This is a genomic window from Nonomuraea deserti (assembly GCF_004348685.1).
Taxonomy (GTDB): domain Bacteria; phylum Actinomycetota; class Actinomycetes; order Streptosporangiales; family Streptosporangiaceae; genus Nonomuraea; species Nonomuraea deserti.
Window position 1 is genome coordinate 1 of the sequence record NZ_SMKO01000221.1, and the last position, 16062, is coordinate 16062.

A 16062-nucleotide genomic window follows, 5' to 3' on the forward strand; every position below is an offset into this window, starting at 1 on the left:
GCCGGGTGCAGCGGCCATGGCGGGTGGCGGTCGCTCGTGGTGGAGCGTGGGGTTCAGCACTGTTGGCGGACCCGGCGAAACACGGTGTGGACCTGCGGTGGCGTTGCCATGTCCGCCTGGTGCGGGCCGTGATGGGCTTCGTCCCCGTCCGTTCGGCATGGGCCGGGGGCGGGTCGGGCGGCGCGGGAAGGCGCAGTGTTTTGGGGAGAAGTGGGGGAAAAGGTGGAATATTGCAGTAAACCGGGAGAGGGCGATAAGCGTCGGCTGTCTGACAAATGTCGTGCATTCCCGGTTATGGGATGAAACATTATGTCAGCCGTTTCGCCGTAGTGTGCCCATTTGATTACTGATAGTTATCGTCGCTTCAATGTGACCAATCCGTAGCCGTTCGCCATGACGACAGGCCGGATCAGTGCGGGCATCATGCCTATCGTGAGCGAGGGAAGCGTCGCCGACGCCAAAATTGGGGTAAGGCTCGCGTCGAGACTTCCGGCACGGACGGATGACTCCGACCTTAGGGAACTGACGAGCCTCGCCGTGCAGGGAGATCGCAGTGCGATCGAATCTCTGCTGCGCGAGTTGCGTCCGATGGTGGTGCGGTATTGCCGTGCCAGGCTGGGCAGGGTTTCAGGGCAATATCACATTGCCGATGACGTCGCCCAGGAGGTGTGCATCGCGGTCCTGTCCGCGCTGCCGCGCTACCGCGACATGGGGCGGCCGTTCGCCTCCTTCGTGTTCGGGATCGCCTCGCACAAAGTGGCCGACGCGCTGCGGAGCTCCGTGCGCTCGGCCGTTCCGACCCAGGACCTGCCCGACGGGCCTGACGACGGGCCCGGGCCCGAGGAGACGGTGGTCCGCTACATCGAGGTGGAGCACGCGCGCAGGCTGCTGGCCAGGCTGCCGGAGAACCAGCGGGAGTTGCTGCTGCTGCGGGTGGTGTCGGGGCTTTCCGCGGAGGAGACCGGTAATGTACTCGGCATGTCACCGGGTGCGGTCCGCGTCGCCCAGCATCGGGCGCTGGCCAGGTTGCGGCAGATGGCCGAGCTGGAGTCGGCTTGACCCCAGAGGACGAGACCGACGCGCTGCTCGACGCGCTCGGTCGTGGAGAGATGCCTGACTCGGGCGATCCGGCCGCACGGTTGCTGGCCGTGCTGCTCGACGACGTGGATCAGCGGCGCTCCTCCGTGTCGATGACACCATCGACATAGCCTCGGGCGTATTCCCAGCTGACGTAGTCGGCCGGGTCGGGGTGGAAGGCCGGCTCGTGGACCTGTGGCTGGCCTTTCTCGATCATCTGTCGCAGGTTGCCGCGCAGCAGCTCCCAGTCGAAGAAGTGCTGCTCGCCGCATTCGGGGCAGTCGAGCACGAGGCCCAGCACTCCCTGCGGTTCGAGCAGGGAACGGAAGACCTCGACGTCGGCGAGGTCGGTGATGGCCTCGTCGCGTTCGGCCGCGGTGAGTGGCTCGGCGTCGTCTAGGGCGCCCATCGCCGAGGAAGGGTCGTTAGGGTCGTCCGCGAACGGGTCGCGGGGGACGTCTTCCAGCACCTTCCCACCATATGACCGATGCGGCCCGAGCGGTGGATATTACCTCAGCCATCCGCGCCTGGCGGCTTCCACGCCTGCTTGGAAGCGTGATTGGGCGCCCAATTCGGCCATGGCGCCGGCGAACCTGGCCCGTACCGTCCTGACCGAGATTCCGAGCTGGCGGGCTATCGACTCGTCGCACATGCCCTGGGCGGCCAGGCGCAGCACCTGGGCCATCCCGTCGATCCCGCGCCCCCACGGCAGGGGCGTGGCGCGGCCCCACAGCTCGCTGAAGAGGGCGCGGAGCGTGCCCACGACGATCGGCGTGCGTACGAGGTAGAAGTGGTAGGCGTGGTCGGGCAGGTTGCCGCCCCACAACGCGGGCAGGCCGGCCACGTCGGCACCGGCGGCCATGAACCAGCTCGGCACGCGATCCAGCGTGCGCACGTTGCCGCCGGCCTCGACCAGGCGGGTCAGCAGATCGCGTACGCCCGGGAGCGCCAGGGTGGAGACCGGCAGGACCAGATGAACGGCTAGAAGATTTCGTTGTTGCGCATCAATCCATGGATCCGCAAATTTACGAGCAAAATCGCTCATTGTGCGTTCGTCCGGGATTGCTGTGTGCAATTCCAGCGGCGGTGACTGCACGGCCATGCCGACCACGCTCTCGAACAGGACGTCGGCCCCGTTCAACATCTCCACCGTGAAAGGCCCGCTCTGGTAGTCGCGGCCGGCGTCGTAGTCGTGGATCAAACCCCGGATGGAGGCGAGCGCCGAGTCGATCATCCGGCTCTCCTCGGCCAGCCGTTCGAGCCGCTCGGCGATCACCCGCCCGAGCGCCGCCGCGGGGTGGCGGGCCAGGTATTCGCCCGACCGTTCGTCCACCACACCCAGCTTGACCAGGTCGTCGAGCTGGCGGGTGACCTTCTCGACGGGCCCGTCGATGGCCTGCGCGAGGTCGGTGCGGGTGGCCCTGTGCAGGCGCAGCACCGTCGAGTAGAGCGCCCTCTGGGCAGGGTCGAGGCCCAGCGTCTCGTAGGGATCTGACGCGGCTCTCGGCTCATTGCGCATCGCGGGCGGCTCCGTAGGGGGGACACGGGCGTGCCGCGAGAATAACGCCGCAGTGCGCCCGTGTCCGCTCGTTCCGCCGACTGGCTGGGGGAGGCGTGCAACTTCGTGCAATTGCACGTTTTCACCTTGCGATGTGCCGGTGAGTGACCCAGGCTTTACCTAGCGTCGGCATCCCGAAAGCAGGCGTGGCTGCGCCGCCCATCAGGACGCGGAGGGGGGTTCGGTGGTGCGTACGCGCCGCCACGCCTGGATGCCGGTGGCTGGGGGACAGGGCGGGTCACCGACCGTCCCTTCCCCCAGCGCTGTGAGATGCCGGGAGTACGACGGGCCGTGGGGGTCATCGTGCTCCCGGCGTCGACCCGCTGTCTTCTCCAGCGCTGCGCCGTGAGCCCGGAAAATCTTCTCCGGCGCCGGGGCCCGAGGCCGTGAGTGCGCTTTTGGAGGCAGGCCCTAGACTTGGCTCATCAGCGCATCGGCAGGAGGGGGCCGCAGCATGTCCAAGTTCACCGAGATGGGTCTGACCTTCGATGACGTGCTGCTGGTGCCCGGATATTCCGACCTCCAACCAGGTGACGCCGACACCAGGTCTCGCCTGTCCCGCGGCGTCACGCTGTCCATCCCGCTGGTCTCCGCGGCCATGGACACCGTCACCGAGGCCCGCATGGCGGTCGCCATGGCGCGGCAGGGCGGCATCGGCATCCTGCACCGCAACCTGTCGGTCGACGAGCAGGCCCAGCAGGCCGATCTGGTCAAGCGGTCCGAGGCCGGCATGGTCACCAATCCGGTGACGTGCAGCCCCGACGACACGCTGGCCGAGGTCGAGCGGTTGTGCGCGACCTACCGGATCTCGGGGGTGCCCGTCACCGACGTGTCGGGCACGCTGGTCGGCATCGTGACCAACCGCGACATGCGCTTCGAGACCGACCAGTCGCGGCCCGTGCACCAGGTCATGACCAAGATGCCGCTGGTCACCGCGCCGGTGGGGGTGTCGCGTGACGACGCCTTCGCCCTCCTCAGGCAGAACAAGATCGAAAAGCTGCCCCTCGTCGACGCCGACGGCAGGCTGCGCGGCCTGATCACGGTCAAAGACTTCACCAAGAGCGAGCAATACCCTCTCTCCACCAAAGACGCCGACGGCCGGCTCATCGTGGGGGCGGCCGTCGGCGTCGGCGGTGACGCGGAGGTGAGGGCCAAGGCGCTGATCGAGGCCGGGGTCGACGTGGTGGTGGTCGACGTGGCCCACGGCCATTCCAAGGGCCTGGCCGAGATGATCGCCAAGATCAAGGCCAACAGCAAGGTCGAGGTCATCGGCGGCAACATCGCGACCAGGGCGGGCGCGCAGATGCTGGTCGACGCGGGCGCCGACGCGGTCAAGGTGGGCGTGGGCCCCGGCTCCATCTGCACCACGCGGGTGGTCGCCGGCGTCGGCGCCCCGCAGGTGACCGCCATCCACGAAGCCTCCAAGGCGTGCGCGCCCGCGGGCGTGCCGGTGATCGGCGACGGCGGCCTGCAATATTCCGGTGACATCGTCAAGGCGATCGCCGCCGGCGCCGACACGGTCATGCTGGGCTCGCTGCTCGCGGGATGCGAGGAGTCGCCCGGCGAGCTGATCTTCATCAACGGCAAGCAGTTCAAGTCCTACCGCGGCATGGGCTCGCTCGGCGCCGTACGCAACCGCGAGCGCGGCGGCGCCTCCTTCAGCAAGGACCGCTACGCCCAGGCCGACGTCGGCGGCGAGGACAAGTACATCCCCGAGGGCATCGAGGGTCAGGTGCCCTATCGCGGCCCGGTGGCGGCCGTCGCCCACCAACTCGTCGGCGGGCTGCGCCAGGGCATGTGGTACGCCGGCTGCCGCACGATCTCGCAGATGCACACCGACTGCGAGCTCATGCCGATCACGGCGGCGGGCCTCAAGGAGAGCCACCCCCACGACATCCAGATGACGGTGGAAGCTCCGAACTATCACAGAAGGTAAGTTCATGACTCAGCAGGTGGAGATCGGCCGGGGTAAGACCGGGCGGCGGGCCTATTCGCTCGACGAGATCGGCCTGGTGCCCTCGCGGCGCACCCGTGACCCGGAGGAGGTCTCGATCGCCTGGCAGATCGACGCCTACCGGTTCGAGTTGCCCGTGGTGGTCGCTCCCATGGACAGCGTGGTCTCGCCGGCCACCGCCATCGCGATCGGGCGGCTGGGCGGGCTGGCCCCGCTCGACCTCGAAGGGCTCTGGACCCGCTACGAAGACCCCTCGCCGCTGGTGGAGGAGTGCGCGACGCTCGACGCGGCGGCGGCGACCAAGCGGCTGCAGGAGATCTACGCGGCGCCGATCCAGGAGGAGCTGATCGGCCGGCGGATCGAGGAGATCCGTTCTTCCGGGGTGACGACCGCCGTGCGGCTGTCCCCGCAGCGCACGGTCCAATACCACAAGACCGTGATCGACGCGGGCGTGGACATCTTCGTCATCCGCGGCACGACCGTCTCCGCCGAGCACGTGTCAGGGCGGGCCGAGCCGCTCAACCTCAAGCAGTTCATCTACGAGCTCGACGTGCCGGTCATCGTGGGCGGCTGCGCGACCCACACGGCCGCCCTGCACCTGATGCGCACCGGCGCGGCGGGCGTGCTGGTCGGCTTCGGCGGCGGCGCCTCCCACACGACGCGCAACGTGCTCGGTGTCGCCGTGCCGATGGCCACCGCGATCTCCGACGTCGCCGCGGCCCGGCGCGACTACATGGACGAGTCGGGCGGGCGCTACGTGCACGTGATCGCCGACGGCGGCATGGGCACGTCGGGCGACATCGCCAAGGCCATCGCCTGCGGGGCCGACGCCGTGATGGTGGGTTCGCCGCTGGCCCGCGCCGCGGAGGCGCCCGGCCACGGGTTCCACTGGGGATCCGAGGCGCACCACCCCGACCTGCCCAGGGGGCGGCGGGTCGAGTTCGGGACGGTGGGGACGCTGGAGCAGATCCTGCACGGGCCGTCGAGCGTGGCCGACGGCTCGATGAACCTCATGGGCGCGCTCAAGCGCACGATGGCCTCCACCGGCTACTCCGACATCAAGGAGTTCCAGCGGGTCGAGGTCGTGGTCGCCCCGACCCATCCCTGACCTGTCCCGATCCCGTCACCGCGGCCCTGCGCGCCGGGCCGCGGTGCCGTTAGTGTTTCGGGCATGGAATCCCTTGAAGAGAGAGTTGCCCGGCTAGAGACGCAGATCGCCTACCTTCAGCGGCACTTCGGCATCGACCCCGCGCTGATCGAGTCCGTTGACCAGGGTCCGCAACTGCCGCCCGACTTCTACGCGGCGTTGCGGAAGGGGAAGACGATCCAGGCGATCAAGATCTACCGTGAGGCCACCGGGGCTTCGCTGCTGAACGCGAAGAACGCGGTCGAGACGATGGAGCGGCAGGTCTCCGGCCGGAGGTGAGCTATTTCCGAGATTGAGCGGATCTTCCGGGAGGAGTACGGCCGGGCGGTCGCCGTGCTCGTACGGGCCTTCGGCGACATCGACCTCGCCGAGGAGGCGGTCCAGGAGGCCTTCACCGTGGCGGTGCGGCAGTGGCCGTCCGCGGGGCCGCCGCCGAGCGCGGCCGGGTGGATCATCACCACCGCGCGCAACCGGGCCATCGACCGGCTGCGCAAGGAAGCGGCGCGGTCCGGCAAGCACGCGCAGGCCGCGCTGCTGAACGTTCCCGGCGAGCCCGTGGAGCAGGGCCCCGTGCGGGACGACCGGCTGCGGCTGATCTTCACCTGCTGCCATCCCGCGCTCGCGCCCGGCGCCCGGGTCGCGCTGACGCTGCGGCTGCTGGGCGGGCTCACGACGCCGGAGATCGCCCGGGCGTTCCTGGTGCCGGAGCCGACCATGGCGCAGCGGATCGTGCGGGCCAAGCGCAAGATCAGGGACGCGGGCATCCCTTACCGGGTCCCGCGCGAGGCCGACCTGCCCGAGCGGCTGCGGGCGGTGCTCGCCGTGATCTATCTGATCTTCAACGAGGGGTACACGGCCAGCTCGGGTGACCGGCTCGTCCGGGACGATCTCTGTGCGGAGGCCGTCAGGCTGGGGCGGTTGCTCGCCGAGCTCATGCCGGAGGAGCCCGAGGTCATGGGGTTGCTGGCGCTGATGCTGCTGATCGAGTCGCGGCGCGCCGCGCGTACGGGGCGGGCCGGCGAGCTGGTGCCCCTGCCCGAGCAGGACCGGACGTCGTGGGACCGCGCGCTCGTCGACGAGGGGCAGGCCATCGTGCGGTGGTGCCTGGAGCGGGACCGGCCGGGCCCCTATCAGATCCAGGCCGCCGTCAACGCCGTGCACAGCGACGCGCGGACCGCCGAGGACACCGACTGGCGGCAGATCCTGCGGCTCTACGACCTGCTGGTGGCCTTCGACCCCGGGCCGGTCGTGGCGGTGCACCGGGCGGTCGCCGTGGCCGAGGTGGAGGGTGCGGAGCCGGCGCTGAAACTGCTGGAGGGGCCGGCGGCGGACGACTATCACCTGTTGCATGCCGTACGGGCTGATCTGCTGCGGCGGCTGGGGCGCGAGCCGGAGGCGGCCGAGGCGTACGCGGCGGCGATCGAACGGGCGGGCAACGAGGTGGAGCGGGACTTCCTGCGGAGGAAGGCGGGAGGGCCCCCATCCCGGTGATCCGCGGCGGGGGTCAGCGGGTGTAGGTCGCCACGACGGTGCCGTTGCTGAACGTCTCGGTGCCGGTCAGGGTGAACGTCGTCGGCCGGAAATCGCCGTGGAAGGCCGGGATGCCCGCTCCCGCGACCACCGGGTAACACGTGACGATCAGCTCGTCGATCTCCGGCAGGAGTTGGGCGGCCACGTTGCCGCCGCCCACAGCCAGATGCCGAGCCCGTCCTCCTGCTTCAGCCGCCGCACCAGGCCGAGCGGGTCGTCCGGCACCAGCTCGACGGCCGGCTCGTCGACGCTCTTGACGGTGTCGGCGGGTAGGGGTTGGTCGTGCCCGTCTCCAGGCCGATCTCGTACGTGCCCCTGCCCATGATCACGTTGTCGAACCGCTGGTTGGGGGCGTCGATGCCGGTCTGGGCCCGGATGGGAGCGGGCACGGTCTCGGGAAGGCGCGTGGTGTCAACGCGCCTGCGCGAGGTGCCGGCCGAACGATCCGCGTCGACGGGGAGGCGAACGTGCGTGCTCGCCTAGCATGCGGGGATGGCTGATCATCGGAACACGCACGAGCTCGTCCAGGAAGGCGATCTCATCACCAAGCGGTACGTGGACGGCAAGCCGGGCGCGGCCGAGCCCGAATGGCGGGCGCTGACCCTCCTGGCCGAGCACGCCCCCGGGCTGGCCCCCGAGCCCGTGGCCTTCGACGGCCGCTCGGTCACGATGACCAGGATCGACGGGCTGCCGATGCGCGGGATCGAGGTGCGGGCCGAGCACGTCGCCGCCATGGCCGAAGCGCGCGCCCGGTTGCACGCCGCCATCCCGTACGGCGTCCTCCGGGACGTTCCCGCGCGCCCGTGGTCGGACACGGCGGTCGCGGACTGGATCAGGCGGCGCGCCGCGGCCTGGCAGCCCAGGGGGCCGCTGGCGGACAGAGCCGTCGACGAGGGGCTGCGGTGGCTGGAGAGCTGGTCGCCGGGCGATTCGGGGGTCACGCCCGCGTTCGGCGCCGGAGACGGCAACCTGGCCAACTTCCTCTGGGACGGTACCCGCGTCCGCCTGGTCGACTTCGAGGACTCCGGGCGCAGCGACGTGGCGTACGAGGTGGCAGAGGTGGCCGAGCACGTGTCGATGTGGGTGGACGGCGAGGTGGAGATCGCGTCCGCGTTCGGCCTGGGCCCGCAGGAGGAGCGGCGGATGCGCGGGCACCGCAGGCTGCACGCCCTCATGTGGTTGTTCCTGCTGTCCTACGACTCCCTGGAGTCCCCCCGCAACCCGCCCGGCACCTTGGACCGGCAGGCCGGGCGGGTGCTGGCGGGACTGGGCGCGTGAAAGCGCCCGGCGCTCAGCCCGTGAGCACGCCGAGCAGGTGAGTGACCTCCCTGGACACCGCGTCGCGCCCGGCCTTGAGATATTTCCTGGAGTCGACGACCCGCTCGTCGTGGGACAGGTAGTCGCGGATGGCGCCGGTGAACGCCTTGTTCAGGTGGGTCGCGATGTTGATCTTCTTCATGCCCTTCCCGACGGCCTCGCGCAGCACGTCGTCAGGCACCCCCGACGAGCCGTGCAGGACCAGCGGCACCGGCACCGCGGCCCGCAGCTCGGCGATGAGCTCCAGGTCGAGCACCGCGTCCTTGGACGTCATGGCGTGCGAGGTGCCCACCGCGACGGCCAGCGCGTCCACGCCCGTCCTGGTCACGTAGTCGACGGCCTCGTGGGGTTTGGTGCGGGCGCCCGGCGCGTGCACGCCGTCCTTGCCCCCGACCTCGCCCAGCTCGGCCTCCACCCACACGCCGCGCTCGTGGCACCAGGCGACCACCTCGGCGGTGGCGGCGACGTTCTCCTCGTCGGGCAGGGCCGAGGCGTCGTACATCACCGAGCCCAGCCCCAGCTCCACCGCCTCCTCCACGAGCGCCCTGTCGGTGGCGTGGTCGAGGTGGACCGCGACCGGCACCTCGGCGTGGCGGGCGACCGCGAGCGCGGCCAGCGCGACCGGCTCCAGCGCGCCGTGGTAGCGCACGCAGTTCTCGCTGATCTGCAGCACGACCGGCAACCCCAGCGCCTCCGCGCCGGTCACGATGGCGGTGGCGTGTTCGAGCTGGATCACGTTGAACGCGCCCACCCCTGCGGGCGACTGGCTGACGATGTCGCCGATGGCGGCGAGGGGCATGGCACTTGCTCCTTCAAGTAATGATGATCTTGGGGTGGATGTCGGCGTACACGTCGGGGTCGAAGTCACCGGCCACGGGCGCGGCCACGGCCGCCGCGCCCAGCGCCGCCGCCCGCCTCAGCCTGTCAGGCCACGGCGCCCGCTCCACCAGCCCCAGCGCCAGCCCGGCGACCAGCGAGTCGCCGGCCCCGGTCGGGTTTCCCCCCACGGTGTACGGCATGCGCGCCCTGAATGTTCCCTCCCCGGTGACCGCCAGCAGCCCGTCGGAGCCCATCGACACCACCACGGCCTCGGCCCCCCGCTCGCGCAGCGCCTGGGCGCCCTCGGCGGGGCCGCCGCCGGGCACCGCCCTGGCCAGCTCTTCCGCGTTGGGTTTGACGACGGAGGGACGGCCCTCGGGCGCGTGGCGCAGCGGCTCGCCGTCGGCGTCGACGATCGCGGGCACGCCCTTGCCGGCCGCGATCGCGGCGAGGGTGGCGTACGCGTCGAGGGGCACGCCGCGCGGCAGGCTCCCCGACAGGACGACCGCGTCGGCGGCCGCCACGAGCGGCTCGTAGCGCCGCACGAAGCTCTCCAGCTCGCCGGGGGTCACCTCGGGCCCGGGTTCGTTGAACAGCGCCGTACGCCTGGTCTCGGCCCCGCCCGCGCCGGCCTGGCCCGGCTCCCCCGGACCACGCGCGATCGGGCCGCCCGTCGTGGCCGGGACGGGTGTCTCCGTGACGGCCAGGGTGGTGCGGGAGTCGGCGGCGATGGGCGTCAGGGCGCTCGGCAACCCGGCCGCGCGCAGATCGCCTTCGATCGCCTGCCCCGTCGGCCCGCCCGCCAGGCCGGTGACCAGCACCTCGTGGCCCAGCGCTGCCAGCACGCGGGCCACGTTGACCCCTTTGCCGCCGGCCCGCCGGTGCACCGCGGTGACCCGGTTGACGCCGTCCCAGTCGACCCCGGGGAGCCGGTAGGTCACGTCGAGCGCGAGATTGAGCGTCACGGTGAGGATCATCGGGGCTCCGTGACCCAGACGCCGTCCTTCATCACCCCGGTCACCTCCAGCGCGTCGGACAATACCACCAGGTCGGCGGCCTTGCCGACGGCGATCGAGCCTATCCGGTCGGCCAGGCCGAGCACCCGCGCGGGGGTCAGCGAGGCCACCTGCACGGCGTCGGGCAGCGACATGCCCACCTCCCGCACGCTGCGCCGGAACGCGACGTCCATGGTCAGCGTGGAGCCCGCGATCGAACCGCCCTCGACGAGCCTGGCCACGCCGCCGTCCACGCGCACCGCCATCGAGCCGAGCACGTAGTCGCCGTCGCCGAGGCCGGTGGCCGACATCGCGTCGGTGATCAGCGCGGTCCGGCCGGGGCCCGCCACTTCGTACGCCAGCCGCAACATGGCCGGATGCACGTGCACGCCGTCGTTGATCAGCTCGATCGTCACCCGCTCGTCGTCGAGCAGCGCGGCGATCGGCCCGGGGGCGCGGTGGCCGAGCGGCGGCATCGCGTTGTAGAGGTGGGTGGCCACGCTCGCGCCGGCCTCGATGCCGGTGATGGTCTGGTCGTAGCCGGCGTCGCTGTGGCCCACGGCGGCGATCACGCCTTCGGAGACGGCCAGCCGGATCGTGTCGAGCGCGCCGGGCAGCTCGGGGGCGATGGTGATCATGCGTACGTGGCCGCGCCCGGCCTTGACCAGCTCGGCGAACTCGTGCGGCGAGGGCTCGCGCAGCAGCGCGGGGTCATGCGCGCCGCAGCGGGCCCTGGAGATGTAGGGGCCCTCGAAGTGGATGCCGGCCAGGAGCCCTTCGTCGCAGAGCTCGGCCAGCGCCGACGCCGCTCTGACCAGATTGTCGGGGGTGTCGGTGACCAGGCTGGCCATCGTCGTGGTGGTGCCGTGGCGCCGGTGCAGCGCCACCGCGTCACGGGCCCGGTCGAGCTCGCCGGCCGGGAAGGAGCCGCCCGCGCCGCCGTGGTTGTGGATGTCGACGAACCCGGGCACGACGTGCCGGCCGCCCACGCTCAGGCCGGGGCCGGGGGCGGATCCGTGGCCGACATGCGTGATGCGGCCGTCTTCGATGGTCAGCCACCCCTCGTGGATCCCCCCGGGTGTCACGATCCTGGCGTCGGCAAGAGTAAGGCTCATGGAGACAGAATCACAGATCGCGTGAGGTGCATGGGTTCGTCGGGGTTCAGTTGCTGGGCGAACGCGCGCGCCACGGCCACCCGCTGGGCGCGGATCAGCTCGGCCATGGGGTCGAGCCCGCTCTCGAAGAACGTGCCGCCTGTCTGCTCGACCTGCGCGCGCAGGCCGGCGGGCGCGGTGCCGAGCATCCAGGTGACGCGCCCGGGGCCGGCGATGCTGATCGGGCCGTGCCGATATTCCATCGCCGGGTACGCCTCCGTCCACGAGCGGGACGCCTCGCGCATCTTCAGCGCGGCCTCCTGGGCCAGCCCGACCGTCCAGCCGGCGCCGAGGAAGCTGAACTGCTCGGCCTTGACCAGCTCGTCGGGGAGCGGCGCGGCCACGGCCCGCTCGGCGTCCTCGATCGCCTGGGTGAGGTCTTCGCCGAGGCTGGCACGCAGCAGGGCCAGCTGCGTGGTGGCGAACCTGGTCTGCACGACCGACCGCTCGTCGGCGTAGTCGAGCACGACGACCTCGTCGGCGGCCCGCATGATCGGCGTTTCCGGGTCGGCGGTGATGGCCGTGGTCTTCGTGGTGGTGCGGGCGAGCAACTCCAGCACCTCGGTGGTGGTGCCCGAGCGGGTCAGCGCGAGCACGCGGTCGTACGACCGTCCCGAGGGCGCCTCGGAGGCGGCGAAGGCGTCGGTCTCGCCGTGCCCGGCCCGCTCCCGCAGCGCCGCGTACGCCATCGCGATGAACCATGACGTGCCGCAGCCGACGACGGCCACCCGCTCGCCGCGGCGCGGCAGCGCGCCGGCGGGAACGTCCGCGACGGCGCGGCGCCAGCACGACGGCTGGGACACGATCTCGGCCTCGGTGTGGCTGGTCACCACGTGCCTCCCCATGGTTGATTGTTTCTGCGTTTTTTATACCAGGTAAGAGCATAAACGGGCACTGGTGGCTCCGGCTCTCCAGGTTGTGCCACGCTTGCTCCTGACCTCGTCCATCAGGGAGGCCTCGTGTCCCGCTACGACCGCTGGAACTCCATCCTCGAGCTGCTCTCCCAGGAGGGCAGGCTGTCGGTGGAGGAGGCGTCGCAGGCGCTCGACGTCTCCACCGCGACGATCCGGCGGGACTTCGACCAGCTCGCCCAGCAGCAGATGCTCATGCGCACGCGGGGCGGCGCGGTGGCCCAGAGCGTGAGCTACGATCTGCCGCTGCGCTACAAGACGGCCCGGCACGCCGACGAGAAACAGCGCATCGCGGCCGCCGCGGCGGAGTTCGTGACGCCGGGCGGCGTGGTGGGGCTCAACGGCGGCACCACCACCTCCGAGCTGGCCCGCACGCTCGCCACGGCGCCCGCGCTGGAGAGTGGCTTCACCGTCGTCACCAACGCGCTCAACATCGCCGCCGAGCTCACCGTCCGCCAGCACGTCAAGATCGTGGTGACCGGCGGCGTGGCCAGGCCGCAGTCGTACGAGCTCATCGGGCCGCTGGCGACCGGGGTGCTGGAGCAGGTGACGCTGGACGTGGCGTTCCTCGGGGTCGACGCGCTGGACATCGGGCTGGGCGCGTCGGCGCACCACGAGGGCGAGGCCAGCGTCAACAACCTGCTGATCAGCCGCGCCGGGCAGGTCGTCGTGGTGGCCGACTCCTCCAAGGTGGGCAAGCGGGCGTTCTCCCGCATCTGCCCGATCGGACAGATCGACACCCTCGTCACCGACGCCCAGCTCTCCGACGATCTGGCCGGTGAGCTGACGGAGGCGGGGGTAAAGGTCGTACGCGCCTGACCCGCTCAGGCGTTACAGGGTGATGTCGGGGCGGGTAGGAACGGGACGCAGGCGACAAAGCCATCCCAGGGGGAAATATGGCGTCGGGAAGGACCGTGGCCCGTCTCGGGCCCGCGGAGCGCGCCGAGGCGCTGGAACGCATGGCCGCGCGAGAGCTCGACGTGGTCGTGGTCGGCGGGGGCATCGTGGGAGCGGGGGTGGCTCTCGACGCCGCCACCCGCGGGCTCGACGTGGGGCTGGTCGAGGCCCGTGACTTCGCCTCGGGCACCTCGTCGCGCTCCTCCAAGCTCATCCACGGTGGTCTGCGCTACCTGGAGCAGCTCAACTTCGAGCTGGTGCGCGAGGCCCTGCAGGAGCGGGCGCTGCTGCTCCAGCACATCGCGCCGCACCTCGTCAGGCCGGTGCCGTTCCTCTTCCCGCTGACCCACTACGCCTGGGAGCGGGCCTACGTCGGCGCCGGCGTGGCGCTCTACGACACGCTCGGCTTCGCCTCAGGGCGCGCCCGCGGCGTGCCCGGGCACCGGCACCTGTCCAGGTCGCGGGCGCTGCGGCTGGCGCCCGCGCTCAAGCGGAGCGCGTTCACGGGCGCCATCCAGTACTGGGACGCCCAGGTCGACGACGCCCGCTACGTGATGACCATGCTGCGCACCGCGGCCACCTACGGCGCCCACATCGCTCCCCGGGCGCAGGTGGTGGGGTTCCTGCGGGAGGGGGAGCGGGTCACCGGCGTACGGGTGCGCGACCTGGAGAGCGGCGAGGAGTTCGAGGTCCGCGCCCAGCAGGTCGTCAACGCCACCGGGGTGTGGACCGACGACATCCAGGAACTGGTCGGCGGCCGGGGCCAGATCCACGTACGCGCCTCCAAGGGCATCCACCTCGTGGTGCCGCGCGACCGGATCCAGTCGCTGACCGGGATCATCCTGCGTACGGAGAAGTCCGTGCTCTTCGTGATCCCCTGGGGACGGCACTGGATCATCGGCACCACCGACACGGAGTGGACCCTCGACAAGGGCCACCCGGCCGCCTCCCGGGCCGACATCGACTACCTGCTCGACCACGTCAACGCCGTGCTGTCCGTGCCCCTGAGCCGCGACGACGTCGAAGGCGTCTACGCGGGGCTGCGCCCGCTGCTGTCGGGCGAGTCGGACGAGACGTCCAAGCTGTCCAGGGAGCACGTGGTCGCCCATCCGGTGCCGGGCCTGGTGATGATCGCCGGCGGGAAGTACACGACCTACCGGGTCATGGCACGTGACGCGGTCGACGCCGTGGCGCACGGCCTCGACCAGCGGGTGCCCCATTCGTGCACCGACCGCATCCCGCTGGCCGGCGCGGAGGGCTACCAGGCGCTGTGGAACTCCCGGCACCGCATCGCCCACGCCTCCGGGCTGCACGTGGCCAGGATCGAGCACCTGCTGCAGCGTTACGGCTCGCTGATCGACGAGGTGCTGGAGCTGATCGAGCATGACACGTCGCTGGGCAGGCCGCTGAGCGGGGCCGACGACTACCTGCGCGCCGAGATCGTCTACGCCGCCACGCACGAGGGCGCCCGGCATCTCAACGACGTGCTGACCCGGCGTACGCGCATCTCCATCGAGACCTTCCACCGCGGCGTGGCCGTGGCGCAGGAGTCGGCCGAACTGCTCGCCGAGCCGCTCGGCTGGGACGGCGAGCAGGTCAAGCGGGAGGTGGGGTACTTCACCAAGCGCGTGGAGGCCGAGCGCCGCTCCCAGGAGCAGGACTCCGACCAGGAGGCCGACGCGATCAGGCTCGGCGCGCCGGAGATCGTCCCCGTGGTCGCGCCGGAGCCCTAGCCGATCAGCCCATCGGGATCCACGCCTGCTCGGCCAGCGTGGCGGCGTCGTTGACCTGCACGCCCTCGGCGGAGACCGTCCACAGGGAGTCGCCGATGACCACCGAGCGCTGGATGCCGGCCCGGTAGCGGCGTTCGTCATCCTGGCGCTGCGCCGGATGCCTGATCATGCCGATCTTCGACACGCCCGAGTCGTCGATCTTCAGCGCGAGCGCGCCCGACTCGTCGGCGCTGGTCAGCGGGATCACCGCGAGGCCGGTCCTGGGCCAGTAGAGGAAGGCGTGCGGGTCCCACTCGGCCTCCGAGCCGGAGTCCTTCTGGAACAGCTGCGACAGCCTGCGCGGGGCGGCGGGGTCGCTGACGTCGAACAACGACACCTGCGTGCCCCGCGTCCTGCCCTCCTCGCTCGCCTCCTGGCCGATCCCGATCAGCCGGCCGTCGCCGGCCGGGTGCAGGTAGGCGGAGTAGCCGGTGATCTTCAGCTCGCCGGTCACCTTGGGCGCCGCCGGGTCGCGCAGGTCGAGGGTGTAGAGCGGGTCCACCTGCTTGAACGTGACCGCGTAGCCGACGGGGCCGATGAACCTGACCGAGTAGATGCGCTCGCCCCTGCCGAGGCCGCCGACCTCGCCCTTCTGGTCCATGGTGGCGGCGTCCAGCACGTGGACGGTGCTCGAACTGTCCCGGCCGTCGCGGGAGCTGAGCGTGGTGGCGACGCGGAGATGGCCTTCGTGCTCCGACAGCGAGTACTGGTTCAGCAGGCGGCCCGCCACCTTCCCCGAGGCCACGTAGGCGGGCGGGCCCGGCTTGGAGACGTCGAACCGGTGGATCTGCGTCTCCTCGGGCGGGAGCGTGTTGTGCATGGGGGGCAACTTCGTGACCGTCATCCTGGCCGTCGGGACCTCCGTCATGGTGGCCGTCACGGCGGGTTCGCTGGGGGTGGGCTCCTCGGCGGGGGCCACGCCCTGCGAGGG

The 16062-nt window shown here is 71.1% G+C and carries 17 protein-coding genes; 8 read left to right on the top strand and 9 right to left on the bottom strand.

All coding sequences use genetic code 11. The features are described 5' to 3' along the window. The first annotated feature begins 423 nt into the window (after positions 1–423). A complete protein-coding gene (locus E1292_RS43745) occupies positions 424–1059 on the top strand; it encodes a sigma-70 family RNA polymerase sigma factor (protein ID WP_132605537.1) in 636 nt (211 codons plus the stop codon). A gap of 109 nt (positions 1060–1168) precedes the next feature. On the opposite strand, the gene E1292_RS43750 is transcribed toward E1292_RS43745, so the two are convergent. After that, entirely contained in the window at positions 1169–1546 is a 378-nt protein-coding gene (locus E1292_RS43750; protein WP_090930411.1) for a DUF5319 domain-containing protein, read from the bottom strand. Positions 1547–1585: 39 nt separating this feature from the next. Continuing rightward, on the bottom strand, positions 1586–2596 hold the full coding sequence (locus tag E1292_RS43755) for a helix-turn-helix transcriptional regulator (protein WP_132605520.1): 1011 nt from the start codon (positions 2594–2596) through the stop codon (positions 1586–1588). Positions 2597–3089: 493 nt separating this feature from the next. Here E1292_RS43755 and guaB point away from each other — a divergent pair, with 493 nt between their 5' ends. From guaB to E1292_RS43775, 4 genes are all read left to right on the top strand, one after another. Further along, on the top strand, positions 3090–4571 hold the full coding sequence (gene guaB / locus E1292_RS43760; protein ID WP_132605521.1) for an IMP dehydrogenase: 1482 nt from the start codon (positions 3090–3092) through the stop codon (positions 4569–4571). Between the two features lie 4 nt (positions 4572–4575). Beyond that, positions 4576–5697 carry a GuaB3 family IMP dehydrogenase-related protein gene (locus E1292_RS43765; RefSeq protein ID WP_181958396.1) on the top strand — a complete coding sequence of 374 codons (1122 nt, stop codon included), beginning with the start codon at positions 4576–4578 and terminating at the stop codon, positions 5695–5697. Positions 5698–5760: 63 nt separating this feature from the next. After that, positions 5761–6015, top strand: a complete 255-nt coding sequence (locus E1292_RS43770; RefSeq protein WP_132605522.1) for a hypothetical protein — start codon at positions 5761–5763, stop codon at positions 6013–6015. 54 nt (positions 6016–6069) lie between these two features. Next, positions 6070–7227, top strand: a complete 1158-nt coding sequence (locus tag E1292_RS43775; protein WP_246090748.1) for an RNA polymerase sigma factor — start codon at positions 6070–6072, stop codon at positions 7225–7227. 13 nt (positions 7228–7240) lie between these two features. Here the strand turns inward: E1292_RS43775 and E1292_RS43780 are convergent, their stop codons facing one another. Further along, positions 7241–7426 (bottom strand): hypothetical protein, encoded by a 186-nt coding sequence (locus tag E1292_RS43780; protein ID WP_132605524.1) that lies wholly within the window; start codon positions 7424–7426, stop codon positions 7241–7243. A 28-nt stretch (positions 7427–7454) separates the two neighbouring features. Beyond that, the gene (locus E1292_RS43785; RefSeq protein WP_132605525.1) at positions 7455–7655 is read right to left on the bottom strand and encodes a hypothetical protein; all 201 of its coding nucleotides are present in this window, start codon (positions 7653–7655) and stop codon (positions 7455–7457) included. Positions 7656–7758: 103 nt separating this feature from the next. Here E1292_RS43785 and E1292_RS43790 point away from each other — a divergent pair, with 103 nt between their 5' ends. After that, entirely contained in the window at positions 7759–8544 is a 786-nt protein-coding gene (locus E1292_RS43790) for a phosphotransferase family protein (protein WP_132605526.1), read from the top strand. Positions 8545–8557: 13 nt separating this feature from the next. On the opposite strand, the gene E1292_RS43795 is transcribed toward E1292_RS43790, so the two are convergent. Genes E1292_RS43795 through E1292_RS43810 form a run of 4 tightly spaced genes read right to left on the bottom strand, consistent with a single transcriptional unit; the run spans position 8558 to position 12396 of the window. Then, the gene (locus E1292_RS43795; RefSeq protein WP_132605527.1) at positions 8558–9382 is read right to left on the bottom strand and encodes a class II fructose-bisphosphate aldolase; all 825 of its coding nucleotides are present in this window, start codon (positions 9380–9382) and stop codon (positions 8558–8560) included. Between the two features lie 13 nt (positions 9383–9395). Further along, complete coding sequence (locus E1292_RS43800; protein ID WP_132605528.1) at positions 9396–10379, bottom strand: 1-phosphofructokinase family hexose kinase; 984 nt, start codon at positions 10377–10379, stop codon at positions 9396–9398. Beyond that, positions 10376–11512 carry an N-acetylglucosamine-6-phosphate deacetylase gene (gene nagA, locus E1292_RS43805; RefSeq protein ID WP_132605529.1) on the bottom strand — a complete coding sequence of 379 codons (1137 nt, stop codon included), beginning with the start codon at positions 11510–11512 and terminating at the stop codon, positions 10376–10378. The genes E1292_RS43800 and nagA overlap by 4 nt, the downstream gene beginning before the upstream one ends. Further along, positions 11509–12396: an SIS domain-containing protein gene (locus tag E1292_RS43810; protein WP_132605531.1), complete on the bottom strand. Its 888-nt coding sequence runs from the start codon at positions 12394–12396 to the stop codon at positions 11509–11511. The genes nagA and E1292_RS43810 overlap by 4 nt, the downstream gene beginning before the upstream one ends. Positions 12397–12510: 114 nt before the next feature. Here E1292_RS43810 and E1292_RS43815 point away from each other — a divergent pair, with 114 nt between their 5' ends. Both E1292_RS43815 and E1292_RS43820 read left to right on the top strand, forming a co-directional pair. Then, positions 12511–13281: a DeoR/GlpR family DNA-binding transcription regulator gene (locus tag E1292_RS43815; RefSeq protein WP_132605533.1), complete on the top strand. Its 771-nt coding sequence runs from the start codon at positions 12511–12513 to the stop codon at positions 13279–13281. 77 nt (positions 13282–13358) lie between these two features. After that, complete coding sequence (locus E1292_RS43820) at positions 13359–15092, top strand: glycerol-3-phosphate dehydrogenase/oxidase (RefSeq protein WP_132605535.1); 1734 nt, start codon at positions 13359–13361, stop codon at positions 15090–15092. Between the two features lie 4 nt (positions 15093–15096). Here E1292_RS43820 and E1292_RS43825 read toward each other — a convergent pair. Next, positions 15097–16062: beta-propeller domain-containing protein (locus E1292_RS43825; RefSeq protein ID WP_181958397.1), on the bottom strand; the 966-nt coding region annotated here is incomplete at its 5' end.

Coding starts and splice junctions, on each gene's coding strand:
- E1292_RS43745 (WP_132605537.1), top strand. CDS start 424: ATGCCTATCGTGAGCGAGGGAAGCGTCGCCGACGCCAAAATTGGGGTA.
- E1292_RS43755 (WP_132605520.1), bottom strand. CDS start 2,596: ATGCGCAATGAGCCGAGAGCCGCGTCAGATCCCTACGAGACGCTGGGC.
- guaB (WP_132605521.1), top strand. CDS start 3,090: ATGTCCAAGTTCACCGAGATGGGTCTGACCTTCGATGACGTGCTGCTG.
- E1292_RS43765 (WP_181958396.1), top strand. CDS start 4,576: ATGACTCAGCAGGTGGAGATCGGCCGGGGTAAGACCGGGCGGCGGGCC.
- E1292_RS43770 (WP_132605522.1), top strand. CDS start 5,761: ATGGAATCCCTTGAAGAGAGAGTTGCCCGGCTAGAGACGCAGATCGCC.
- E1292_RS43790 (WP_132605526.1), top strand. CDS start 7,759: ATGGCTGATCATCGGAACACGCACGAGCTCGTCCAGGAAGGCGATCTC.
- E1292_RS43795 (WP_132605527.1), bottom strand. CDS start 9,382: ATGCCCCTCGCCGCCATCGGCGACATCGTCAGCCAGTCGCCCGCAGGG.
- E1292_RS43800 (WP_132605528.1), bottom strand. CDS start 10,379: ATGATCCTCACCGTGACGCTCAATCTCGCGCTCGACGTGACCTACCGG.
- nagA (WP_132605529.1), bottom strand. CDS start 11,512: ATGAGCCTTACTCTTGCCGACGCCAGGATCGTGACACCCGGGGGGATC.
- E1292_RS43810 (WP_132605531.1), bottom strand. CDS start 12,396: ATGGGGAGGCACGTGGTGACCAGCCACACCGAGGCCGAGATCGTGTCC.
- E1292_RS43820 (WP_132605535.1), top strand. CDS start 13,359: ATGGCGTCGGGAAGGACCGTGGCCCGTCTCGGGCCCGCGGAGCGCGCC.